Annotated in this window: 20 protein-coding genes, 2 tRNA genes, 1 pseudogene, 1 riboswitch and 1 other annotated feature; of the genes and pseudogenes, 7 read left to right on the top strand and 16 right to left on the bottom strand. The window is 34.5% G+C overall.

Features of this window, described 5'->3' with window-relative positions:
- Positions 1-159: 159 nt before the first annotated feature.
- From EKM79_RS10310 to EKM79_RS12280, 4 genes are all read right to left on the bottom strand, one after another.
- A complete protein-coding gene (locus EKM79_RS10310) occupies positions 160-1,755 on the bottom strand; it encodes a putative polysaccharide biosynthesis protein (protein WP_125568488.1) in 1,596 nt (531 codons plus the stop codon).
- Positions 1,756-2,198: 443 nt separating this feature from the next.
- The gene (gene leuS / locus EKM79_RS10305; RefSeq protein WP_125568486.1) at positions 2,199-4,616 is read right to left on the bottom strand and encodes a leucine--tRNA ligase; all 2,418 of its coding nucleotides are present in this window, start codon (positions 4,614-4,616) and stop codon (positions 2,199-2,201) included.
- 55 nt (positions 4,617-4,671) lie between these two features.
- Positions 4,672-4,878: a binding site (T-box leader), on the bottom strand.
- Between the two features lie 4 nt (positions 4,879-4,882).
- Positions 4,883-5,254 carry a LysM peptidoglycan-binding domain-containing protein gene (locus EKM79_RS10300; RefSeq protein WP_125568484.1) on the bottom strand — a complete coding sequence of 124 codons (372 nt, stop codon included), beginning with the start codon at positions 5,252-5,254 and terminating at the stop codon, positions 4,883-4,885.
- A 192-nt stretch (positions 5,255-5,446) separates the two neighbouring features.
- Positions 5,447-6,412: a glucosaminidase domain-containing protein gene (locus EKM79_RS12280; protein WP_164506072.1), complete on the bottom strand. Its 966-nt coding sequence runs from the start codon at positions 6,410-6,412 to the stop codon at positions 5,447-5,449.
- Between the two features lie 316 nt (positions 6,413-6,728).
- Between EKM79_RS12280 and EKM79_RS12275 the strand changes: the two genes are divergently transcribed.
- A complete protein-coding gene (locus EKM79_RS12275; protein ID WP_164506071.1) occupies positions 6,729-7,136 on the top strand; it encodes a phosphatase PAP2 family protein in 408 nt (135 codons plus the stop codon).
- On the opposite strand, the gene EKM79_RS10285 is transcribed toward EKM79_RS12275, so the two are convergent.
- Together EKM79_RS10285 and metK are read right to left on the bottom strand one after the other, a co-directional pair.
- Positions 7,089-8,564: an MDR family MFS transporter gene (locus tag EKM79_RS10285; protein WP_125568480.1), complete on the bottom strand. Its 1,476-nt coding sequence runs from the start codon at positions 8,562-8,564 to the stop codon at positions 7,089-7,091. The two genes, EKM79_RS12275 and EKM79_RS10285, sit on opposite strands and share 48 nt — an antisense overlap.
- 96 nt (positions 8,565-8,660) lie before the next feature.
- A complete protein-coding gene (gene metK, locus EKM79_RS10280; RefSeq protein ID WP_125568479.1) occupies positions 8,661-9,857 on the bottom strand; it encodes a methionine adenosyltransferase in 1,197 nt (398 codons plus the stop codon).
- Positions 9,855-9,941, bottom strand: a riboswitch (SMK box riboswitch). (Overlaps the previous gene by 3 nt.)
- A gap of 380 nt (positions 9,942-10,321) precedes the next feature.
- Between metK and EKM79_RS10275 the strand changes: the two genes are divergently transcribed.
- Both EKM79_RS10275 and EKM79_RS10270 read left to right on the top strand, forming a co-directional pair.
- Positions 10,322-10,705, top strand: a complete 384-nt coding sequence (locus tag EKM79_RS10275) for a hypothetical protein (protein ID WP_211331288.1) — start codon at positions 10,322-10,324, stop codon at positions 10,703-10,705.
- 13 nt (positions 10,706-10,718) lie between these two features.
- A complete protein-coding gene (locus EKM79_RS10270; protein WP_125568475.1) occupies positions 10,719-11,519 on the top strand; it encodes an N-formylglutamate amidohydrolase in 801 nt (266 codons plus the stop codon).
- A 23-nt stretch (positions 11,520-11,542) separates the two neighbouring features.
- On the opposite strand, the gene EKM79_RS10265 is transcribed toward EKM79_RS10270, so the two are convergent.
- The 3 genes from EKM79_RS10265 to EKM79_RS10255 all read right to left on the bottom strand — a co-directional run bounded on the left by EKM79_RS10265 (position 11,543) and on the right by EKM79_RS10255 (position 12,091).
- Positions 11,543-11,785 carry a hypothetical protein gene (locus EKM79_RS10265; RefSeq protein ID WP_125568473.1) on the bottom strand — a complete coding sequence of 81 codons (243 nt, stop codon included), beginning with the start codon at positions 11,783-11,785 and terminating at the stop codon, positions 11,543-11,545.
- 155 nt (positions 11,786-11,940) lie between these two features.
- Positions 11,941-12,013, bottom strand: a tRNA-Val gene (locus tag EKM79_RS10260).
- 6 nt (positions 12,014-12,019) lie between these two features.
- A tRNA-Glu gene (locus tag EKM79_RS10255) sits at positions 12,020-12,091 on the bottom strand.
- 124 nt (positions 12,092-12,215) lie between these two features.
- Between EKM79_RS10255 and EKM79_RS10250 the strand changes: the two genes are divergently transcribed.
- Entirely contained in the window at positions 12,216-12,839 is a 624-nt protein-coding gene (locus EKM79_RS10250) for a DNA-3-methyladenine glycosylase (RefSeq protein WP_125568471.1), read from the top strand.
- On the opposite strand, the gene EKM79_RS10245 is transcribed toward EKM79_RS10250, so the two are convergent.
- From EKM79_RS10245 to nrdD, 4 genes and pseudogenes are all read right to left on the bottom strand, one after another.
- On the bottom strand, positions 12,834-14,633 hold the full coding sequence (locus tag EKM79_RS10245; protein WP_125568469.1) for a heavy metal translocating P-type ATPase: 1,800 nt from the start codon (positions 14,631-14,633) through the stop codon (positions 12,834-12,836). The genes EKM79_RS10250 and EKM79_RS10245 overlap by 6 nt on opposite strands.
- Positions 14,634-14,916: 283 nt before the next feature.
- Positions 14,917-16,275: pseudogene (locus EKM79_RS10240) on the bottom strand (Nramp family divalent metal transporter).
- A gap of 176 nt (positions 16,276-16,451) precedes the next feature.
- Positions 16,452-17,033, bottom strand: a complete 582-nt coding sequence (nrdG, locus tag EKM79_RS10235; RefSeq protein ID WP_125568467.1) for an anaerobic ribonucleoside-triphosphate reductase activating protein — start codon at positions 17,031-17,033, stop codon at positions 16,452-16,454.
- Positions 16,969-19,188 carry an anaerobic ribonucleoside-triphosphate reductase gene (nrdD, locus tag EKM79_RS10230; protein WP_125568465.1) on the bottom strand — a complete coding sequence of 740 codons (2,220 nt, stop codon included), beginning with the start codon at positions 19,186-19,188 and terminating at the stop codon, positions 16,969-16,971. Before nrdD ends, nrdG begins: the two co-directional genes overlap by 65 nt.
- Before the next feature lie 346 nt (positions 19,189-19,534).
- On the opposite strand from nrdD, the gene EKM79_RS10225 reads away from it, so the two are divergent.
- From EKM79_RS10225 to EKM79_RS10215, 3 genes are read left to right on the top strand one after another with little or no spacing between them, the layout of a single operon-like run.
- Positions 19,535-20,059: a TetR/AcrR family transcriptional regulator gene (locus EKM79_RS10225; RefSeq protein ID WP_125568463.1), complete on the top strand. Its 525-nt coding sequence runs from the start codon at positions 19,535-19,537 to the stop codon at positions 20,057-20,059.
- Entirely contained in the window at positions 20,060-21,121 is a 1,062-nt protein-coding gene (locus EKM79_RS10220; RefSeq protein WP_125568461.1) for an ABC transporter permease, read from the top strand.
- Between the two features lie 3 nt (positions 21,122-21,124).
- Positions 21,125-21,814, top strand: coding sequence for an ABC transporter ATP-binding protein (locus EKM79_RS10215; protein WP_125568459.1), 690 nt, complete (start codon positions 21,125-21,127; stop codon positions 21,812-21,814).
- 15 nt (positions 21,815-21,829) lie between these two features.
- Here EKM79_RS10215 and EKM79_RS10210 read toward each other — a convergent pair whose 3' ends face one another.
- From EKM79_RS10210 to EKM79_RS10200, 3 genes are all read right to left on the bottom strand, one after another.
- Positions 21,830-23,149 (bottom strand): hypothetical protein, encoded by a 1,320-nt coding sequence (locus tag EKM79_RS10210; RefSeq protein ID WP_125568457.1) that lies wholly within the window; start codon positions 23,147-23,149, stop codon positions 21,830-21,832.
- A 99-nt stretch (positions 23,150-23,248) separates the two neighbouring features.
- Complete coding sequence (locus EKM79_RS10205; RefSeq protein ID WP_125568455.1) at positions 23,249-23,572, bottom strand: AzlD domain-containing protein; 324 nt, start codon at positions 23,570-23,572, stop codon at positions 23,249-23,251.
- Entirely contained in the window at positions 23,562-24,278 is a 717-nt protein-coding gene (locus EKM79_RS10200) for an AzlC family ABC transporter permease (protein WP_125568454.1), read from the bottom strand. Before EKM79_RS10200 ends, EKM79_RS10205 begins: the two co-directional genes overlap by 11 nt.
- Positions 24,279-24,417 lie beyond the last annotated feature (139 nt).

Genomic DNA, 24,417 nt, shown 5'->3' with positions numbered 1-24,417 from the left:
AAAACATCCTCTCGCTCTGTTTATTTTGGTTGGTAGCCGATAAACAGTATACCGAAAGGGTGTTTTTTTAGCTAAAGCCTTTACTAACCCCCACAAGTAAAACTTGTGGTTTATTTATCACAATAATAAATAGGAAGCCGCTTGGCTTCCTATTTTTGATTATTTAATATTAACTAAACGTCTAATACGTTCAACTTTAGAACCTAAAATCTTATCAGCAAGTTGTGTCTTCAAAACTAGATATCCATAAATGGAACCACCCAATCCTGCTTCAACAATCAAGATGATAACACTTAGAACACGATCAGAATTACCAACAAAGTGGAATACTATCCAATTGACTAGTATAACAATTGCAAACATGACTAAGGAAAACATGATAATGCCACTAATACGACGTGAAATTCTATTAGTATCGAACGGATAAATCTGATGTAATTTTCTGGTCATTAACCAACAAACCACGCCCATACCAATACTTGTCGCAACCAATGGACCAAACTCATGGAACAATCCAATCATTGGAATCTGTGCCAATACTTTGGCAATGAAACCGTAGATGAAGTACTTAATAGCCAATTTGTTATTATACAATGCCTGCAAAATTGCTGAAAGTACGGTAAAGAATCCTAATAAGATTGAAATCACCGAACTAAATTGTAACATCAAAATACCTAGTTCATCGTAACGATAAAATGTTGTCCATAACGGTTGAGATACAGCGTACATCCCTAACGATGCCGGAATCATAATGAAGAAGAATAATTCCAAAGTATTAGAGATTTGACCTTCAATATCTTTTTTTACACCTTTAGAATACAATCCTGACAAAATCGGAATTGCTGTAACCGCCATAGCTGCCGACAATGAAACAATAATCATAATTAACTTATTAGCTTGGAATCCAAACAACGAATAATAATTATCTAATTGATCATTTGTTGCCTTAACAAACATTCGCATAAACTGATTAAATGTCGACTGATCAAACAAATTAAAGAACGTTATACCAGCATCCAATATAATGAATGGTACGGCTTGTTCAAAAATTTCTCTAGTAAAATTCTTGTTTAGTTGTTCTGGAGCTTTACCATTACGTGACAACTCCCGCAACTTAGGTAACTTCTTGGCGAATGCGAATAATAAAATTCCAATCGCAAATGCTGCACCTATAAAGGCCGCAAAAGTAGACTGAACAACAGCGCTTATATAACTACCATTATTCAATTTCATAATCACATAGGTTGCACCAAGCATATAGATAACTCTTGCAATTTGTTCAATGAATTGTGATATCGCCGAAGGTGCCATGTCAGAATAACCCTGCATATAGCCTCTCAAAATACTCAATATAGGTATTATTAAAACAGCTATAGCAAGTGACTTAATAACAGGTATACTCCGTGGATCTCCGTCCGCAAATAACGTTGCCATCAATGGTGCACCAAAATACATCAAAGCCGCAAAAGCAATTCCCATTCCTGCCATGATTTTGAGACCATGCTTAAACAGCTTATTACCAGTTGAATATTCATCTAAAGCATTGTAATGGGAAATTTGCTTAGAAATTGCTCCCGGAATACCTGCCGTTGAGATAATGATAAACAAACTGTAAATATTGTAACCCTTAGCATACAATGCATTTGCTTGCGGATAAGCTGCACCCATCCAAGCCATCCAAGGGATAATATAAATTGCACCTAATATACGTGAAAAAATACTTCCAGCAGTCATCCAAGCTGAACCCTTCAACATGGTATCTTGTGTTGAAGTTTCAGGATTTAAAACTGGAGTTATTTCTTCGTCGTCATGGTTATTGTTCAAGTCCTGCACCACCTTAAAAACTATCTCTTCAATTATAGCAAAGTTGTGAACTCAGAAACTTAAAAATACTCTTAATTTCATATAATTGCAATTAAATTCTAAAAAAGAGGTTGTGATTTGTCCATCACAACCTCTCAGAATTTGAAATTTATTTTGTAATTTGTTTTTGAACTTACCATCTAAAACGAGTTACGAAAGACAAATGCCTCCGCTTAGCTATGCTCTGCATTTACCGCCTTTCCCCACTATCTAAACTAAAACGCGCTTACAAAAGACAACGCCCCCCCGCTTACTCCGAATAACAAATGCACCAACTACGTTGGTACCTTCGTTATACTAAGTAATGCTCAGACGTTACCGTCTTTTGACACGCTCTATTTGACTACAATATTAACAATCTTATTAGGTATAACAATCACCTTAACAATATTCTTGCCTTCAGTAAATTTCATAATCTTTTCATCTTCACGAGCAAGTTTTTCGATTTCTTCTTTACTCATTCCAACTGGAACTTCAATCTTATCTCTTAACTTACCATTAACTTGAACAATTAATTCAACAGTTGATGAAACCATCTTGCTTTCATCATAAGTAGGCCAAGGTTGATAACTGATTGAACCTTCATGCCCGTACTTGCTCCACAATTCTTCCATCATATGTGGTGCAATTGGTGCAAGCAACTTAACAAATCCTTCTGCATATTCCTTAGGCATAGTATCCACCTTATGAGCTTCATTAACGAAGACCATCATTTGTGAAATGGCTGTGTTAAAGCGTAATGCATCATAATCTTCAGTCACTTTTTTAACAGTTTCGTTGTATACCTTGTCCAATTTACCATCATTTGTATCAACAACAAATCCATCACGAAGCGTACTGTAGTCATCATCATTAATGAACAATCTCCAGACACGATCAAGGAATTTATGTGCACCTGACAAACCATTTTCCGACCAAGGAATAGATGCATCCAAAGGACCCATAAACATTTCATAAACTCTTAAAGTATCAGCACCATATGATTCCACAACATCATCAGGATTAACAACATTACCCTTTGATTTAGACATTTTTTCGTGATTATCGCCCAAGATCATACCTTGGTTAAATAATTTTTGGAATGGTTCTTTAGTTGGAACAACGCCCAAATCATATAATACTTTATGCCAGAATCTAGCATATAGTAAGTGAAGTACGGCATGTTCTGCTCCACCAATATACAAATCAACGGGTAACCATTCTTTCAATAGGTCATAATCAGCCAATTCTTTGTCATTATGTGGATCAATATATCTTAAGTAGTACCATGAGCTACCAGCCCACTGTGGCATTGTGTTTGTTTCACGACGACCCTTACGACCATTCTTATCAACAACATTTACCCAATCGGTTAAATTAGCTAATGGTGATTCACCAGTACCTGATGGTTTGATATCAGCTTCTGCTGGTAATCTTAATGGCAATTCATCTTCAGGAACAAGTGTTGTTTCACCATCTTCCCAATGAATGACAGGAATTGGTTCTCCCCAGTATCTTTGACGAGAGAATAGCCAGTCACGTAACTTATAATTAACAAATTTCTTACCATAACCCTTATCTTCCAAGAACTCGATCATCTTATCAATTGCTTCTTTTTGATGCAATCCGTCCAAGAAATCTGAGTTAATGTGTGCGCCATCACCACCAAAGGCTTCTTTAGAAATATCTCCACCTTCAACGACTTGCTTAATAGGTAAATGGAACTTCTTAGCAAAATCGTAGTCACGATCATCATGAGCTGGAACGGCCATAACTGCACCGGTTCCATATGTAGATAGAACATAATCAGAAATCCAAATTTGAACTTTCTCACCATTTACGGGGTTAATTGCGTATGCACCAGTAAATGTACCAGTTTTATCATGGTTCAAATCAGTTCTATCAAGATCTGATTTACGTGCAGCCTCTTCTTTGTATGCTTCAACAGCATCACGTTGTTCATCCGTTGTAATAATATCAACTAAGTCATTTTCAGGTGCCAAAACAATATATGAAACACCATATACAGTATCTGCACGCGTTGTAAAGACAGTTACCTTTTTATCATAACCATCAATAGGGAAATCGATATGCGCACCGATTGAACGACCAATCCAGTTACGTTGCATTTCTTTGATACTTTCTGGCCAATCAATTAGATCAAGATCGTCCAGTAATCTGTCAGCATAAGCTGTGATTTTCAACATCCATTGACGCATTGGTTTTCTAACAACTGGGAAACCACCACGCTCTGTCTTACCATCAATAACTTCTTCATTAGCGACAACAGTACCAAGATCTGGACTCCAGTTAACTGGAACCTCAGCTTCATAAGCTAAACCTTTTTTGTACATTTGTTCAAAGATCCATTGTGTCCACTTATAAAATTTAGGATCAGTAGTTTGTACTTCACGATCCCAATCGTATGAAAAACCAAGTGAGTTGATTTGACGCTTAAAGTTATTAATATTTTTTTCAGTGAAATCAGCTGGGTTATGACCAGTATCCATAGCATATTGTTCTGCAGGTAGACCAAAAGCATCAAAGCCCATTGGATGTAAAACATTGTAGCCTTGTGCACGTTTCATACGTGCCAAAATATCTGTTGCAGTATATCCTTCTGGATGTCCAACGTGTAGACCTTGTCCAGATGGATATGGGAACATATCTAAGGCATAATAGTTCTTTTTGTCCTTATCAGTTGTAGTTTTAAAAGTCTTGTTATCTTTCCAATACTTTTGCCATTTCTTCTCAACCGTATTGTGATTGTACATATTGTATCCTCCAAATATTTTTTCACGATAATAAAAAATCGCCCTATGAAATTAATCATAGGACGAAATCATCGCGTTACCACCTAAGTTCCGTTCTCAAAAAGAACGACTCTCGAATTCCTTAACGCGGACTATTCGTAATTACTTACTATTAGTTCAGTAATTAAATTTAAATGGATGAGTTCAGTTAAAGAAGTTATGCGTTCACATCAACCACGCACTTTCTGAAATTCTTCTTTCACTTACTACTTCCGTTGTGTTATATACTATACCATTAACTTCTGTCCGACAACCAATAAATCAGAATTTAAATTATTATCTTGTTTAATTTGATCAGCTGTTGTATTAGCTTGAGATGCAATAGAATCAAGTGTATCACCATCTTGAACGGTTACAGTTTTGTCATTTGATTCATTATTATCTTCTGAATTGCTATTGTTATTTGATGCATTAGAGCCACCAGTTGTTCCAGTAGTCAAAGTATTTTTAACTGATACTGCAACATTAGAAGAACTATTTGATGCATCATATTTCTTAACACCATCAGTTTCATCTTGAACAATAATTGGTGCCTGGTTGTTACCATAAACATCAGAATTTGTTGTATTAGTATCAGTTGTTCCAGTAACGTTGGCCATATTAGCCACGTTTACTGATTGTTGACCATCATTTGTACCATTACCAATTATCAGTTGTTCCAGTAACGTTGGCCATATTAGCCACGTTTACTGATTGTTGACCATCATTTGTACCATTACCAATTATCAGTTGTTCCAGTAACGTTGGCCATATTAGCCACGTTTACTGATTGTTGACCATCATTTGTACCATTACCAATTATCAGTTGTTCCAGTAACGTTGGCCATATTAGCCACGTTTACTGATTGTTGACCATCATTTGTACCATTACCAATTACTTTCAAGACAGTCAATGTTTTGCCTGGATATACATAACTACTTGTCTTCAGATTATTAAGTTCCATTAATGTTTCAACTGTCATATTGAACTTATCTGCAACAGATTGTAACGTGTCACCAGAAGCAAATACATAAGTTTGATCTTGAGAATCAGTATCAGTGTCAAAGCGAGTTAAATCATATTTTTCGATAATTGCATTTAACTTGTCAGCATATGTTGTATCAGTGGCATAACGTCCTGTCAAATATGCTGTAGCATCTTTGTAAGATTGAGTATTACTCTTCCATGCTCCAGCGTATATCTCAGGATTACCTGAAACGCCACCTCTGATCAGAGAAACATAGTCTTCAAGAGACTCCTTATATGAAGGATATTTTCTAAAATTAGAACTGATTGAATACAAACTACCAGTTCCATCATCTTCTTGAGTTCCCATGTTAACTGATTCACCATTGTATGAACCCTTAACACCAAACAAATTATAATTAGGCGCACTAGCCAAGCCACTAGTACCCCAACCGCTTTCAACCATGGCTTGGGCAATCATAACAGATGCATAAATATCATTATTGTCAGCAAGTTTACGAGCAGAATTACCAATATAGTTGATGAAATTTTGATCACCAACACCACGTGGTGTTACCATACCAGTCATATTATTAATTGAATCTGAAGCATCAGTGTTTGTAGAAACGGCCTCAGCGTAAACCGGTACAGTAGTTGAAACATTTGCTAATTGAGCAAATACTCCACCCACAACTAAACTTCCACCTAAGAATGTCATATTCTTACGTAGATTTGCACTTTTAATACTTTTATTATTTAATTTAGTCAAACGATTTTCTTCACGAATGCGTTCACGACGTGTAATAGTCATATTCATTTACCCCACATAAAAGCTTATACAATATTATATAATTTCTTAAACAAAATTTAAACAATAGAGAGTAAAAACAATGCATATTTCTAAAAAAATGTCATTTTTTAACATATTACTACTAATATGTTTCATAATTTGGAGTCATAATGTTATAAAACAAACGAATTTCATCAAAATATTCGATAAACTAATTATCGACCAAATATATCATCATAATGAGTTTTCATTGCATTTTTTTCGCTTTTTAACCTTTTTTGGAAACACTAACACAATAACCATATTAACTATTATTTCTGTAATAATATTATCTTTAATGAAATACTTTTATTCAGCCATTTTTGTCGCAATTAATGTAATTACTATTCCAGCCATTAATCATATGATTAAAGTAGCTGTACAAAGGCCGAGACCCGAACACCATCATTATATTTATGCTGGCGGCTTTAGCTTTCCCAGTGGTCATTCCGCTGGATCATTTGCATTGTACATATCATTACTAATAGTTGCATTATTCATAGTTAATAACCTATTTACAAAAATTATACTTAGTATTATTGCTATTGGATTCGTTATCTTAATTGGATACAGCCGTATCTTCTTAGGAGTTCACTATCCAAGTGATGTGGTCGGTGGATACTTATTGGCAGCAACCATCATTACATTTACTACTCTATTATTCAGAACCAAGAATCTTTCTATTCTTAATCTCAAAGGCATTTAAAACTAAGCCTATTATTAATAATACTAGAGATGCAACGTACATATTGTGCAATCCAGAAAAAAGAATTTGTCTCATTTTGGGTAAAAGCTCTGTTGGCAACGAACTGGCGGTTTGTGGATCAATTAATTGATTCATCATATCGACAGTTATTTTTTTATTCTCAGCAGCACCCTTAATCAAAGCAGTATTAAGAATTATTCCATAAACTGAAACCATCATTGATTGACCAATAGTACGCAATAATGTATTAAAACTAGTTGCAACACCAACATTCTCAGGTGCAACAACAGTTTGAGTCGTAACAGTAGTAGTAGTTATTGTTAAACCAAAACCAAGCCCTGCGACAGCTGCCAAACCACAGAAATAAACAAATGGTGATGAAACAGTCGCAGTTAACAATGCTATATTAGCCAATCCGATAAAGAACAAACTAATATAAATAATTCTATTTGGTGCCATTTTCTTAATTAATGTTCCAGCCCAAAATGAACCAATTATCCAAACAATAGAACTTGGTGTAACGGCAAATCCACCCATAGATGGGCTTAGTCCCAAAATACCCTGCATCCAAGTAGGAATATATGCTTCAAAACCAATTAAAAATCCACTTACTAACAAAGCAATAATATTTTGGATAACAAACGTCTTATTCTTAAATAACTGCAATGGCAAAATTGGATCAGAAACACGCTTTTCTACCTTTACAAATAAGAAAACTGAAATAATAGAAATAACAGCCAAACTTATTGGTAATAACATCGAACTAGCACTTAAATTTTGAAGAGCTAACATTAGTGGTAGTAAAATCAATATTAACAATGCTGTACCAGTATAATCAATTTTAACTTTGTCATGTTCGCGCTTATCCTCTTTTAAAAAGACCCAAATCAAGCCAATAGTAATAAGACCGACTGGAAGGTTGATCAAAAATACCCAGTGCCAACTTAATTTTTCAACAATAAATCCACCAAGTAAAGGTGCAATAATAGCGGCGATACCCCAAGCTGATCCGTTAAATCCTAAAATTTTAGCACGTTTATCCAATGGATAAATATCAGCGATAATCGTAAATGTCAAAGGTTGAATTGCTCCTGAACCTAGTCCCTGAACGACACGTGCTAAAATCAAAGTAATCATTGAATTAGACATTGCGCAAAGTGTTGATCCAACAACAAATAGCGCTAATCCAAACATCAAAACAGGCTTTCGTCCAATGACATCAGATAGCTTTCCATAGATAGGCGTTGAAACTGCCGTCATCAATAAATATATAGAGAAAACCCAGTTCATCAGACTTACACCATGCAAACTACCTATGATTGTCGGCATAGCGGTTGACACAATCGTTCCCTCAACTGCAGTCATGAATGTAGCAATAAAAATTGCAATTGTGACAATTACTACATTTGATTGATTTCTTTGTTCCATTAAAAATACTTCCCCCTCAAAAAATGAATAATGACATAAAAAAAACAGAGGCTCTTTAAAGTTATCCCCTTAAAGAAACGCCTCTGTAATCATCTACTATTCCTTAAAAAAACTCTTGATTTCATCAACCTTATCAAGCTTTTCCCATGGAAGTTCAATATCTGTACGTCCAAAATGACCATAAGCGGCCGTTTGTTTATAAATTGGTCTTTGAAGATCAAGCATAATAATAATACCTAATGGTCTTAAATCAAAGAACTCATTGATACAATTAACGATTTGATCTTCTGAATAATTACTTGTTCCAAATGTATCTACATGAATTGAAACTGGTTTTGCTACACCAATGGCATAGGCAATTTGAATTTCCATCTTTTCAGCGATACCAGCAGCAACAAGATTCTTTGCAATGTATCTTGCGGCATAACTAGCTGAACGATCCACTTTAGTAGCATCCTTACCAGAGAAGGCTCCACCACCATGTCGAGCAAAACCACCGTATGTATCAACGATGACTTTTCTACCTGTAAGTCCAGAATCTCCTTCTGGGCCACCGATAACAAAACGACCTGTTGGATTGATTAAGATTTTAGTCTTATCATCCATCATATCTTTAGGAGCAACTTCATCGATAACGTATTTTTTAATATCTCTTTGAACTTGTTCTAATGATGCTTCGGCCTTATGTTGTGTACTAATAACGATGGTATCAATACGTAAAGGCTTGTCATGTTCATCATATTCAATTGTTACTTGTGACTTAGCATCTGGCATCAAGTAATCAATTGTCTTATTCTTTCTAACTTCTGCAGTCTTTCGCATAAGTTTGTGTGCAAGTGAAATAGGAAGAGGCATATATTCTTTAGTCTCATTTGTGGCAAAACCAAAAACAAAGCCTTGATCTCCAGCACCAATTTGATCCAATGGATCAAAATCAGCATCCTTACCACGTTTTTCCAATGCATCATTAACACCTTGAGCGATATCAGGTGATTGTTCGTCAAGTGCAACTAATACTGCACAACCATTACCGTTAAAACCAGGGTTTGAACCATCATACCCTACATCAGTAATAGTCTTACGAACAACGTTTTGAATATCAACGTAAGCTGTTGTTGAAATCTCACCTACAACCAATACTAATCCAGTAGTAACGGTTGTTTCACAGGCAACACGCGCATTCTTATCCTTTGCGAGGATTGCATCTAGAATAGCATCACTAATTTGATCAGCTAACTTATCTGGATGTCCTTCTGAAACTGATTCAGAAGTAAATAAATAATTTTTTGACATATTTTTTCCACCTTTCGGTTACAGGGCTTCTCCTTTTATTAATCACAATAAAAAAAGGATCCCATCAGGAACCTCTTAATAGATTAACACATATTTAATCTAAAACAAATTGACGAAGGCAATTTTCTACATTAATATTGCTTTATATACAATAAGGAGTAAACATGAACAACTTAACTTATAAAAAGTATAAAAGATTATTCGCTTCAGTAATTGAATTTTTAAGTTATCATATTTTCCCATTTATTTTCATTTTCGGACATAATTTGACTAATTACTCTATAAATTGGTTTTTAGTAATCATGGTAGGTATGGTGGCAATATATAAAGAATATATTAGAAGCTTAAAGCCAAACATGTATTTCAACGGACTTTATAGTCTGATTTATATAGTTTTAATTGTGCTTACATTCAAAAGCTTAAATATAAACGTGATAATTTTAATTTTCATTCAATTGATTTTATTGTTTTCTACTAAGTATATAGGCAAAAAATATAAATTATTACAGACCTTAATTGACGGCTTTATTATTCCTAGTTTCATGTCAATTGCTATTGCATACACATACATGCATTTTATCTCATTTAACTTTATCGTACCTTTATTACTAGTTAACATAGCTACGATTCTAATTGAATACTTTGAAGGCGCAAAAACTGACTATATTCAATTAGTAACACTTTCAGTCTTAACTTTGATATTATTTTTATTGGGATATATTAATCCATTAACATCAATTACTATAGTTATCTTTGTTGTTGTATCAGTATTATTAAAACAATTTCGACATTTATTTACATCCAACTTATTCTATCGAGTAATTGGAAACTTACTATTATTAATTTGAAATGAGGTCTCAGATGCAAACAACCAAATCAAACTTTGATTGCTTTAATCCTGACTCTAATGAATATCCTGTTATTTTCAGTATTCCCCATAGTGGGACACGTATACCTGAAGATATGAAGCTAATATTGAATCAAGTTCCTCTCACAAATACTGATTGGTTCTTAAAAGAACTATATAATTTTATTCCTGAACTTGGATTTACTCTTATTCAAAATAATATTAATCGTTACGTTGCTGATCCAAACAGAAAAAGTTTTGCTATAAATGATGATAACGACTATCGACATAATGTTATTTACCAAAGAAATACTTTTGGACAACCACTTTATAAAGAACCACTAAATAAGGAACAAATCAATCAACGTATTACTAAATTTTATCAACCTTATCATGATAGACTGCAGCAACTAATAGACCACAAGCTTCAAGATTTTGATGAAATATATTTAATTGATCTACATAGTTTTGCATACTATCCAAGATATGAAATGATGTCTCCGGCTGACTTTGTAATTGGTAATAACTATGACAATACTTCATCAACTGACGTACGCAACTGGTTGACAAATGAATTAAAAAGAAAAAAATACACCGTTTCTGATAATTTTCCATTCACCGGTGGATACATAACTAAGAAATATGGCAATGAATCCAATATTCACAGTCTACAATTAGAAATACGTTACAATCGTTACATTGAAGACCGTGAATTCAGAGAAGAAGAAATTTCAATCTATAATCAAGAATTATTTGATAGTGCACGGGAAAATCTGAAACAAATAGTTGAAGCATTCAAAATAAAAGTTCATTAGGAATTAATTCCTAATGAACTTTTTTAAATGTGTTTCAAATAATAAAATTCTTCTTGTGTTAATTTACCAGAATCTGATTTTTTAATATATTCACGTACAGTTTTCTGATGTTCAATTTGCAATCTTTTCTTTAAACGACGATTTTTCATAAAACCATAGGCAACAATAGATACTGGAATCATCTCCAATAAAACTGTTGAAGGAATCAACCATGGTTTCTCACTAATTAGTGAAAAAAACTTTTCCTTATCTTCTTTTGTTGGCATCGATGCGCAATGTTTTATCATTCTTATTCACACTCCAGTCATAAATTATTAAAATTAACACAATCATAACCCATGTTGAAAGCCTTGTCATGGATTTAGGTAAAAAAAGAAGTTAGGACTAATCGTCCTAACTTCTTTAACTATCAACTATTCGATGGAGGATACAGGGATCGAACCTGTGACCTCCTGCTTGTAAGGCAGATGCTCTCCCAGCTGAGCTAATCCTCCAAATAGTGACCCGTACGGGATTTGAACCCATGTTACCGCCGTGAAAGGGCGGTGTCTTAACCACTTGACCAACGGGTCATAACTCGTCAAGAAACCGTATATACGTATCCCTTTCTCAAGCACAAAAAATATTATATATTATATACATAGACGTGACAAGTCTTTTTTCAAGTTTTTATAAAAAAATTGCTGGAGGTACATTTTGAACGTACAAAACTACTTTGAAAATAGAGAAACTATCGATATTGCTAAGGATATGCTGGGACACACTTTTACTTATAATTCTAAAGAAGGAAAATTCTCCGGTATTATAGTTGAAACTGAGGCCTATCTTGGACCAATCGATAAAGCGGCACATAGTTACAATGGTCGTCATACACCATCTAATGATCCACTATATCAAGCTGGAGGAACCATCTACATTTATTCAATACATAGCTGGCTAGATATGGATATTAGTGTTCAAAAAGCGGGCACTCCAAATGGTATTTTGATTCGTGGACTACAACCCGTTGAAGGAATAGAAATGATGGAAAAAAATCGACATCAAAGTGGTTTTAATATTTCTAATGGCCCTGCAAAGTGGATACGTTCATTTGGCATTCGTGACAAAGAACTATCTGGTACGATGTTAAATTCTGACAATTTTATTTTTTCAGATAAAAAAGTCCAGACTCCTAAAAACATTTTGGACACACCTAGAATTGGCGTACCAAATAAGGAACCTTGGACTTCTAAAAAAATGCGCTTTATAGTTGAAGGGAATCCATACGTTTCAAAGATGTACAAACGAGATATGAATCTTGATACATACGGTTGGTTATAATTTGTCACTTCTGGCACGTAACGCGTAAAGAATAGTCACTGTATCAACCACTTCCTGTAACATTGCACCAACAATGGTTGGAATCAAACCAAATCCGGCAATAATCATTAAAATAATACAAATGAAAATACCAATTAAAACTGCTTCACGTGCTACCTTCAAAGTGTCTCGTGAAATTTTAATAACATCCCCAACTTTGCTCAAATCATCCTTTAAGATAACTGCATCTGCAGACTCACTCGCAGCATTTGCACCTTTATATCCCATTGCAATTCCAGCATCTGCTAAAGCTAACGCTGGGGCATCATTAACTCCATCTCCTACCATAATTGTTGGACGATAGTTATCACTCAATCCTCTAACAATTTTTACTTTGTCTTCTGGTAAACTACTTGGAAATGTCTGAGTAATTCCTACTTCTGAAGCAACCAAATCGGCTGCTTCTTTTTTATCTCCAGTAATCATTAAAATATTATGAATTCCAAATTCTTTTATCCTTGTAATAGTCGATTTCGATTCTGGTCTAATTTGATCAACGAGGCTGTATACTCCAGCATACTTGTTATCGACTGACACATAGACACCAGAACCCTTGACTTCATCAACCGAACCATTAGTTACAAACTCTCCTTGACCAACTTTAATCAAATGTCCTTCGATTGTACCCGCTATACCTTGAGCAGTATATTCCTTTGCATCATTTACATTTTTCAACTTCAAGTTTCTATCTAGTGCATAATCGATAACCGCTTGTGCCATAACATGACTTGAGTTTTGCTCAATCGAGGCAGCATATGAAAGAATCTTATCTGAATCAAATCTGTTTTGAGGTTTGAATTCATCTACTACCAGTTTTCCTCTAGTAATAGTCCCCGTCTTATCAAACGCAATGGATTTAGCTGATGATATTTTTTCCAATGCCGTTCCAGATTTTACAATAATACCATTCCTGCTAGTTCGACTCATACCAGATACAAAAGCAATGGGTGCTGCAAGTATCAATGGACAAGGTGACGCAACAACTAATACTTGAGCAATTCTTACTGGATCCTTGGATAAATACCATGCTAGCCCGGCAATTACATACGCAATAATTGTAAAGGGAACTGCATATCTATCTGCCAAACGTACAAAATGAGCTGGATTAGAAGCGGATTCTTTAACCAATTTTACAATTGCTTGATACTCACTATCAGCGGCAATTTTTTCCGCTTTCATTTTAAATGATGTCTCACCATTTATAGAACCTGACATAACATGTGAATCAGTACTTACAGTAACTGGAACAGATTCACCAGTTAACGATGATTCATCTATTTCTGACTCACCTTCAATGACTATTCCATCCACGGGAACTTGTTCCTTAGGACGTATCAGTAAGATATCATCGATCTTAACATCATCGATATAGACATCCTTAACATTACTATCAACCAATAGATGGGCCTGCGAAGGTGTATTATCAAGCAAACTCTTTAGCTCACTTTTAGCTTTATTAGCGGCATATTCTTCCAAAGTGTCTCCACCTGTTAGCATCAACAATACTATCCATCCAGCCCAATATTGGCCTAAAACAATCGTAGCAATAATAGCAGTTATGGCTAATAAATCGACCCCAAAATCACTGCTTTTTAACACTTTGATCATATCCACAAACATGATTAACGCCAATATTAAACCTAATACACTGATGATAATCTGTGCCCAAAGGGGCTCATGGAACAAGAATTCTAATACAAAAGCAACTGCGCCAATTGACAATGTACTATATAGTTTTATCTTATCTGAATTCATAATGTACCCCCTCCTTCAGTCATAATATAACATTTCAAAACTCTATATAATACATTTCTGCAACGTTATGCCAACATCGTATATAGATAACATATTTTTGGTATAAAAAGCAGAGTGCGACAAAACACGTCTAACTTCTGAGTATAACCTAGAACGTCCCCGTATTTATGTAAGTAAATGCGGGGGCATTCGTAGTTAAACGGAAGAAGTTGTACTTTGTCGCGCGTTTACGCTGCAAATTTAATGAATTTTATAGTTATGTCACAACCTCTGCTTCTATCAATCAAAGTAATCCTTGAATAGAACTCCAAACAATTTGTAAATTAAGAATTGTTAAAATAACTGTACATAACCAAGCTAAGACATTTACCCACATTTTGTTGGCAAATCTATTACCCATAATTTTTTTAGAACTAGTAAAGATTGTTAATGGAATCATTGATATTGGTAAAGCGATTGATAAGAAAACTTGAGAATTAACTAAAAGATTATCAAGTGCACTCTCCTTGCCGCCATATATGATAGTACAAATTAAAACGGGAATTACAGAAATCAATCTTGTTACTAAGCGACGTGCCCATAATGGCATCTTCATATGAATAAAGCCTTCCATAACAATTTGACCCGTTAATGTCCCAGTAATAGTTGAGTTTTGTCCTGAAGCCAATAAGGCTACCGCAAACAAAATTGACAAGATTGGAGAAGCAACAGCCCCCGCCATATGTGGATTTTGTAAAGCTGCATATAAATTACCAAAAGTTCCTAAACGTTCCGTTGGTTTACCGAAAAACATTGCTGCACCTAATAATAGTAATAGACAATTAACGATGAAAGCTCCGCCCAATTGAATGTTTGAATCCCAAGTTGTATATTTAACGGCCTTAGCAACATCTTCTTCACTATCATGATTGAATTTACGTGTTTGAGAAATTGAAGAATGTAAGTATAAATTATGTGGCATAACAGTGGCACCTACGATACCTAATGCCATAGTTAACTCACCGGAATGCATTATCTTAGGTTGTGGAATGAATCCTGCCATTGCCTCCGCCATATTTGGTTTAGCAATTGCTACTTCATACAAGAAAACTACTAAGATAACCGTGATCAAACACACTACAATTGCTTCGATTTTTCTAAATCCTAATTTAGTTAACAAAAGTAAAAGTAAAACGTCGAATACTGTCAGTGAAACACCAATTACTAGTGGCAAGCCAAATAATAGTTCTAGCGAAATAGCACCACCGATTACTTCAGCAATATCCGTCGCCATGATTGCTAGTTCAGTTGTAATCCATAAAACTATTCCTAATGTCTTACCAGTATGTGCTCGTGTTGCTTGAGCCAAATCCATTTGTGTAACTATTCCCAGTTTAGCCGCCATATACTGTAATAACATGGCGATTAAACTCGAAATCAGAATAACAGACATTAATAAGTATCCGTACTCTGCACCACCACCAATTGAAGTGACCTAATTTCCTGGATCCATATAACCAACCGCTACCAGTGCGCCTGGACCTGAAAAAGCCATCAAATTTTTCCAAAACTTGTTACCTTTTGGAATCTCTACAGTACTATTAATTTCTTGAAGAGAAGGTCCATTAGCGTAGTGAAATAATTTTTCTTTTTTTGAAGCCATTGCAATATTTTTCATATTATCTGCCTCCTACAGCTCATATCATAAGAACTATTTTTAAGAAGTAAAGTATTTAGTTAGGTTAGGCTAAATATTTATAAATATTTATATCAAGCAAAAGATGGTCAACATCCCAATCTAATGGGCTGTTGACCATTTTCTTAATCATTATTAACAATTTATTTCACTAATTTATCCCAAATGACGATTTGTCTATCAGATAACGACTTCTGGACATCAATTATTCTTTGATTGGAACTACCTCTAAATTGCAACGTCAAATCCATTTTATCTTTCAAGAATCGGCCATCCACCAAAATATCAATCATCGAAAGTAATTCTAACTTATCATCTGAGTCTTTTTGTAATTCTTCCCAGGTATATCCAGACCATGACCAAATATCTTTTGAATTACCAAACTCCTTACGAACTCTTTTACATAATTTTAAGCAAACTTGTGTATTGATGAATGGTTCTCCACCTAATAATGTCAATCCTTGAACATAGTCATTACTCATATCCGTTATGATTTGATCTTCCAACTCTTGCGTATACGGCTTTCCATAGTGGAAATTTTGGGCAGCAACGTTATAGCAACCTGGACAATGAAATGGGCATCCACTCACATACAGGCTACAACGAACACCCTCGCCGTCAACAAAATTAAATGGCTTGTAATCAGCAATATACTGCTGGCTAAGATTCTTGGCTAGCCATTCTTTGGGAGTCGGATTGTTTGGCCCTTTCGTATCGTGCGGCATTTTGTATCATCTCCGAAGTCATATTTTTCTTACGCGAAGCAATTTCGACGTGTCTACCATGAATCATTGGACGTTGTTGAGGATTACCCAAATATCCACAGGTACGCTTAACAACATCACAATATTGAGGATCATGGTTACCACATTGGGGACATTCAAAACCACGAGCAGTCGCATTGAATTCTCCTTTAAATCCACATTTAAAACATTGATCAATTGATGTATTAGTACCTAAGTAACCCACATGATCATATGCCCAATCCCAAACGGCCTCGAGTGCTTTAGGATTCTGCTTTAAATTAGGATATTCGCAATAATGAATGAATCCACCTGAAGCATAATGTGGAAAGACTTCTTCAAAAATCAATTTATCAAATGGCGATGGATGCTTCCTGACGTCATAATGAAAGCTATTTGTGTAATACTCCTTATCTGTAATATCAGGTATACGACCAAATTTCTCAATATCATCACGACAAAATGTATCTGTAAGTGATTCAGCTGGAGTTGAATAAAGACTATAGTGATAGCCACTTTCGTCGGCCCACTTACCGCACTTATCACGCAATGCCTTTACTATACTTTCAGCAAAATCATGAGCTTCCTTATTATCTTCCCATTGGTCACCAAAGAATTCAGTACATACTTCGTATAAACCAATATAGCCTAATGAAACAGTTGCACGTTGATTCTTAAATAACTCATCGACACTATCACCAGCTTTAAGACGCTTTCCAAAAGCGCCATACATATACAGCAATGGGGCATTCTCCGGCTTAGCATCTTTGGTACGTTCAACACGGTATTCTAGAGCCATCTTACAAAGTTTCATTTTTTCTTCGAAAATTTCCCAAAATAAATCTTTGTCACCATTTGATTCTAAGGCAATACGTGGAAGGTTAACCGTAACAACTCCCAAGTTCATACGACCAGAATTAACTTCTTTACCATTTTCATCTTTCCAGCCTTGTAAAAATGAACGGCATCCCATTGGAGTTTTGAAACTTCCTGTAATTTCTTTTATCTTGTCGTACATCAACAGGTCAGGATACATACGCTTGGTAGAACACTCAAGCGCCAACTCTTTAATATCATAATTAGGATCTTGAGGATTTAAATTTAAACCACGTTTAACAGAAAAAGTTAACTTAGGAAAAATAGCGGTACGATTTTCCTTACCCAATCCTTTAATTCTGATTTTCAAAATAGATTTTTGAATTTCACGTTCGATCCAACTAGTACCAAGTCCAAAATTAATAGTTGTAAAGGGTGTCTGTCCCTGTGACGAATACAAGGTATTGATTTCATATTCCAATGCTTGCATTGCATCATAAATATCTTTTTTGGTTTTGGCTTTAGCAAATTCCTCTCGTTTATTTTCAACTACCCACTCTTTAGCATCTTTCATATGCTTGTCATAATTTAACTGTGCATATGGAGCAAGAAGTTGATCAATTCTATTAGCAGAACATCCTCCATATTGCAATGAAGCAACATTAGCAATAATCTGTGACATTTGAGCGGTTGCGGTTTGAATAGATTTTGGTGAGGAAACCCATGCGTTACCTATCTTAAAACCATTAGTTAACATTTCATCAAAGTCAATTAAGCAACAGTTGGTTTCAGGTGTTACTGGTGAATAATCTAGATCATGCCAATGCAAATCTCCACGCAAATGTGCTTTTGCAACCAACTCTGGCAACATTTTAAGACCTAAAGCACGGCTGGCAACCCCTGCCTCAAGATCCCGTTGTGTATTAAAAATCTTACTATCCTTATTGGCATTCTCATGAACAATTCTTTCGTTATTTCCAAACAATTTATTAATATTTTCTTCGACGTTCGTAGCATCCCTGAAATCTTGTTGTTCTGATTCAAAATGTTCTTGATATTCTTCAGCTTGGCTAGCTAAATGATACTTTTTTAATAAACTAATAATTTCGTCATGCAATTGAAGTGTTTCAATCACAAAAGAATCCTGATACTTATATACCAAATCGTTTTCTATCTTTTGAATCATTTCTTGATTATCAATCAATTTATTAAGCACAAATTCAATTTTGTATGGATAGAAATTTGTTTTTTCTCCACATCTTTTTAGCACTGGAATACTCTTTAAAGTATCCAGTGTATTTTTATTTTCAACCTCGTACATTTTACACACAACCTTTTCAGCGAATGGCTTCATTATATTGGGTATTTTTTTCAAAATCAACATCTAGTGGTAGTACCATTTTGTTTCACACCATATGTAGTATGTATTTTTTCGATAATAAAAATATTTTTAACAAATGTTTCATAAAAGTAACCCTAAATTCATCAAAAAAATCAAGGATTTAATTTAGATAATTATTTTGGGTATTTTAATTTTTATGCCGATAATATATATGAAAATATTATTCGTTTATCATATGTTAAGCAAAATTCATTGACACGGTGTCACCTACAACATATAATAGCCTCATACATAAAAGTGACACAGTGTCACAAAGGAGAAGACAATGGTTTCAACTACATTTAAAAATTTAGACAATGAAAAAAAAGCTCGTATATTAGATGCACTGCTAAACGAATTTTCTAACCACACCCTTGTAGATGCACAAGTATCAAGGATAGTTAAAGAATCTGGCATTGCTCGAGGGGCATTCTACAAATACTTTGATGATTTAAAAGATGCATATGAGTTCCTATACCATAATGCCTTAGCAGAAATCCATCAGAAAATTTCAACCGATGTTAGCAAAAAACTAAAACCTGCAGAGTATGTAGAACAAACAAGACAATTTGTCGAAAAAAGTAGTGACAGTCGCTACTACGCCCTAGTAAAAATGCACATACTTCACAATGAGAATTTCTTTATTTCCAATTTTAATGATCATTTGATAGATGAAAATGAATACTTCTGGGCCACTCAGATCATGATTCATGACGCTATTAAACAAATAATGATTGATCCAAAATCCAAAGAAATGATCTTAAAAAAACTGTCTAATGTCTTACACGCTTTAGCCAAAGGAGAAAATTAAATGTTTTTATCATTTAAAGAAATCAAGAAAGAAAAGGTTAGATACGGACTGATCATTGGTATGATCGTACTTATCTGTTATCTGATTTTCATTTTAACCAGTCTAGCAATGGGATTGGCACAACAAAATACTGATGCTATTGACTCATGGAACGTAAAAAGTATTGTTCTGGATAAAGATTCAAACACTAGCATGGCGCAATCCTTAATCACCAAAGATGAAGTCAAAAAAACCAATGTAACCTCCGACAAAGCTTACATTGGTCAAGCAGCTGTTGTAACTAAAAAATCTGGTCGCACAAACGAATCTGCACAATTTCTAGGTCTAAAGAGTAATCAATTTGTCGCCAAAAACTTGACATTAACTTCAGGACACAAAGTAGAAAAAGCTAATCAAGTTGTAGTCGATGATAAATTTGAAACAGATGGATACAAACTTGGTGATAAAATCAAGTTTAATTCACTAGACAAAGAATACAAAATCGTAGGATTCACTAAGAATGCCAAGTTGAATATTGCTCCTGTCATCTACGGAAATATTTCAGAATGGCAAAACCTTAAGAATATCAATGGTCAGTTTGTTGCAAGTGCCATTGTTTCTAAGAAAGCCAATTTTAAAACAGATAATAAGCAATTAAAAACATATTCAAAATCAGCCTTTATATCTAAATTACCTGGATATTCAGCACAAAATTCAACCTTTACCTTCATGATTGCTTTCTTAATGATCATATCTCTTATCGTTATAGCGGTGTTTTTGTATATTCTAACAATCCAAAAGATTCAGAATTATGCCGTTTTAAGAGCTCAAGGTATTCCTGCTAAAACACTTGTCGGTGCTACCATATCACAGTCTATTACCCTTGTTGTTAGTGGTTTATTGATTGGTATTATTCTAACAGCTATAACAGCTTTAGTAATGCCAGCAGCAGTGCCAATGAGCTTCAATATTCCAATTCTTTCAGAAGTTGGAATCGGATTAGTCCTAACAGGTTTATTAGGTTCTCTAATTCCCATCAGAATAATATTACACGTTGACCCAGTCAGTGTAATTGGAGGATAATTTATGACAACTTTACAATTAAGTAATATCAACAAATACTTTGGCACTGGTTCAAGCCGTGTCCACGTTCTAAGGGATATCAACTTCACTGCCAAAAAAGGTGAACTCAATTTGGTAATTGGACCATCTGGATCTGGTAAGAGTACCTTTCTAACAATTGCTGGTGGTTTGCAAACTCCTTCAACTGGCGAGGTTGAGTTAGAAGGACAATCCGTCAAGTCAATGTCGAATAAGCAGCGTGATGCCATGCGATTGAACAAAATTGGTTTCGTATTGCAAGCATACAATCTTATTCCTTATCTTACCGTTAAAGAACAATTTCAATTAGTCAAAAAAGTTAAGAAAGAACACAATTTAACTAATCTCTCTTTAGAAGTTTTGCTAAAACGGCTAGATATTGAAGATTTACAAAATAAATACCCCGGTGAATTATCCGGTGGGCAAAACCAACGTGTTGCAATTGCTCGGGCTCTATACACGAGGCCAGACATTGTTTTAGCTGATGAACCAACTGCAGCATTAGACAGCGAGCGTGTAGTCGAGGTTGGCAAAATATTACAAACACTAGCACGTGAACAAAACACTGCAGTAATTGTCGTTACTCATGATCTACGATTAGTAGAATTTGCCGATAATGTTTATCAAATCATGGACGGACAAATGACTTTGAACAATAATATGAAATTAGCATAACAAAAGAAGCTCAATTTATTTGAAATTGAGCTTCTTTTTTGATCTTGTAGATAAATATGTAATAAAAGACGAAATCAACACTCCAAATGTTACCGCTAATCTAACAATTAATAATATGCTTGAATCAACATTGCCATTTACGTTGAAGAAATTTAAAACATTCATGTGATACATGTAGCCTAGTAAATAAACAACAATCATATAGAACAATTGTTGTGAAATATTACCCACCGCCGATAACTGATACTTAATTAAAAACGCACGTTCTGATTCAATTTTTGGATCATTGTACAATGAATTATTCAAAATCGAATTATCAGAACCAACGAATAGAGCACATAATAATATTCCAACAAAATACGTGATGTTAAAAAATGACAATATTAACCCTAACATCAGTAAGGGATATCTAAGATATAAATACTTCTTAAGTACAAACGGTCCGAACTCAAATCCTAATAAATATAACAAATATACGGTAAGTAATGTACTAAAGCCAAACCTTAAACTACTATCAAAAATCGTATACAAGAGTACAAAGTTCATAACTACTCCACGATTTATGGAAGCTAAACTTAATGGGTATAAACTGCGATGTATCTTTAGTTGATACATTAATAATATTAACAATCCAATTAAAGCAACAATTCCAATTCCCAAATCCCAGACGTGTGGAATACTTTTTAATCTAGAATAACGAATGGCAAAAACTAACATGACCAATATCGTAATAAATACAATCCCAATAATTGAATAGTTTCTATCAATAGGTTGTGATTCACCGTTATGATAAAAGCTTATCTTATTCTTCATGGTATAACTTCCCACTAAAGAAATAACGAAGAAGATAGCTAACAAAATAAAAGCAACGTTATAAGTACTGAACTTAACTGATAACAGTTCCACTAATCCCAATATTACCATTGCAACTAAAGAACCTTGCCAGTGAAGTTTAGTAATATGAAAATCATTAATGATTTTTCCTTTTGTTCTGACAGTCAAAAAATATGGCCAAATCCAACTTGACGCTAGTCCTAATAAGATACCTCCAAGAATACCAAAAACTGGATTTAAAGCCGCAACTATCATCAACGAACCAACAATTCCAAATAGATTAGAAACTATCAGCATTGTACTAGCTGAGAATGGTATGTAAACCGTTATCAGCATACCTATTGACCTAAATGTATATAACATCAAAAATGGCAAAACATAAGCCGTTACGTCCTTATTGTGATTATAAAGAGATAAACAAAAGAAATACGGTATTACGACGCCAACATTAGCGAACAGATTAAGCACGCCTTCAGAAAAAGTTTCAAAAATTTTTCGCAAAATTCTCTCCTCAATTAACTATATTACTTATTAGTAATAATCCCATACTTAGCCCCAGCGATACAACCGAAAAGCATAATAAATTATTATAACTTTTATTTATATTACTAAGCGAACCAATGCCATTGCAATAATCCCCACGACAACCGTCTTCATCAGATCCTTTAACCAGACTGCCGTTATAACGGTTGGAATCAGTGCTATAACAACATCCCACTTGGGAGTAGCCAATGTGCCCGCCTTAGCATTAAATACGGTTTCTAATAACAATGCACAAAGAATAGACAGTGGTAAGTACTGCAAGAACCTAGTTACAATTGCTGGAAATTTAACCATTTTTCCCAAAATAAACGGTGTAATACGCGGTATCCACGTCACTAATGCACTGCCAATTAAAATCAACATTATATTTTTACTTATCATTGGACAGACCCCCTACAACACATCCTAATAATGCTGAAATAATAACAGCTACAGATGAACTTACTAATCCTAATAAAATATATAAACTGATAACTACTGTAGCAACTACAGCAATAGATTTTTTTGCATTCTTAGACAATTCCCACTCAAACTGAGTTAAGAACAATCCTGCAAACATTGCCGTCAAGGCAAAATCCAATCCAAATTTTTCAGGATTGCTAATAAAGTTACCAACTAGTCCACCTAAGAATGTTGCCACAATCCATGTGACATATGCTGTGACATTTAAGCCTTCCATCCATCGCAAAGAAAAGTTTTTTTCCTGTGCAACAGTGGTAGAAAAAACCGCAAATGACTCATCTGTCAAAAGTGAACCTACTGAAATATTACTTAATAATGATTCTTCGCGAAAATGAGGACTTGCTGTCATACTCATTAATAAATGTCTGAGATTGACTAAAAACACCGTCATAACGATACCGGTAATAGATGTGTTTGCAAGCAACAATCCACACATGACAAATTGTGAACTGCCTCCATAGACAATTGCAGACATCAATGTAATTTCCAACAAATTCAGATGAGAATTAATACCAACAATTCCAAATGAAAATCCTATTCCTAAATATCCTAATACAGTTGGTAAGCAGCTTCTAACCCCGTCCCTAAACGTTGTATAGCCAGTATCTGTTGTTACTTCTCTCATATACTTCACCCCTCTAAATTACCAAAACATAAAAAGGCCTTATTAGGCAACATATTCTGGTTCTATACTTTCTGGTATTGATGAATAATCAATACCAGTTTTTTTATTCCCTTTTAACACAAAAAGAACATCACTGTTC

The organism is Companilactobacillus insicii (assembly GCF_003946015.1).
Taxonomy (GTDB): domain Bacteria; phylum Bacillota; class Bacilli; order Lactobacillales; family Lactobacillaceae; genus Companilactobacillus; species Companilactobacillus insicii.
This window is presented reverse-complemented; position numbering and strand designations above follow the sequence as displayed.

Bases quoted from the DNA above. Each gene is read 5' to 3' on its own strand.
- EKM79_RS10310 (WP_125568488.1), bottom strand. From the start codon at position 1,755: ATGTTGAAGGGTTCAGCTTGGATGACTGCTGGAAGTATTTTTTCACGT.
- leuS (WP_125568486.1), bottom strand. From the start codon at position 4,616: ATGTACAATCACAATACGGTTGAGAAGAAATGGCAAAAGTATTGGAAA.
- EKM79_RS10300 (WP_125568484.1), bottom strand. From the start codon at position 5,254: ATGGCCAACGTTACTGGAACAACTGATACTAATACAACAAATTCTGAT.
- EKM79_RS12280 (WP_164506072.1), bottom strand. From the start codon at position 6,412: ATGACTATTACACGTCGTGAACGCATTCGTGAAGAAAATCGTTTGACT.
- EKM79_RS12275 (WP_164506071.1), top strand. From the start codon at position 6,729: ATGAAATACTTTTATTCAGCCATTTTTGTCGCAATTAATGTAATTACT.
- EKM79_RS10285 (WP_125568480.1), bottom strand. From the start codon at position 8,564: ATGGAACAAAGAAATCAATCAAATGTAGTAATTGTCACAATTGCAATT.
- metK (WP_125568479.1), bottom strand. From the start codon at position 9,857: ATGTCAAAAAATTATTTATTTACTTCTGAATCAGTTTCAGAAGGACAT.
- EKM79_RS10270 (WP_125568475.1), top strand. From the start codon at position 10,719: ATGCAAACAACCAAATCAAACTTTGATTGCTTTAATCCTGACTCTAAT.
- EKM79_RS10265 (WP_125568473.1), bottom strand. From the start codon at position 11,785: ATGCCAACAAAAGAAGATAAGGAAAAGTTTTTTTCACTAATTAGTGAG.
- EKM79_RS10245 (WP_125568469.1), bottom strand. From the start codon at position 14,633: ATGAATTCAGATAAGATAAAACTATATAGTACATTGTCAATTGGCGCA.
- nrdG (WP_125568467.1), bottom strand. From the start codon at position 17,033: ATGCCGCACGATACGAAAGGGCCAAACAATCCGACTCCCAAAGAATGG.
- nrdD (WP_125568465.1), bottom strand. From the start codon at position 19,188: ATGTACGAGGTTGAAAATAAAAATACACTGGATACTTTAAAGAGTATT.
- EKM79_RS10225 (WP_125568463.1), top strand. From the start codon at position 19,535: ATGGTTTCAACTACATTTAAAAATTTAGACAATGAAAAAAAAGCTCGT.
- EKM79_RS10220 (WP_125568461.1), top strand. From the start codon at position 20,060: ATGTTTTTATCATTTAAAGAAATCAAGAAAGAAAAGGTTAGATACGGA.
- EKM79_RS10215 (WP_125568459.1), top strand. From the start codon at position 21,125: ATGACAACTTTACAATTAAGTAATATCAACAAATACTTTGGCACTGGT.
- EKM79_RS10205 (WP_125568455.1), bottom strand. From the start codon at position 23,572: ATGATAAGTAAAAATATAATGTTGATTTTAATTGGCAGTGCATTAGTG.
- EKM79_RS10200 (WP_125568454.1), bottom strand. From the start codon at position 24,278: ATGAGAGAAGTAACAACAGATACTGGCTATACAACGTTTAGGGACGGG.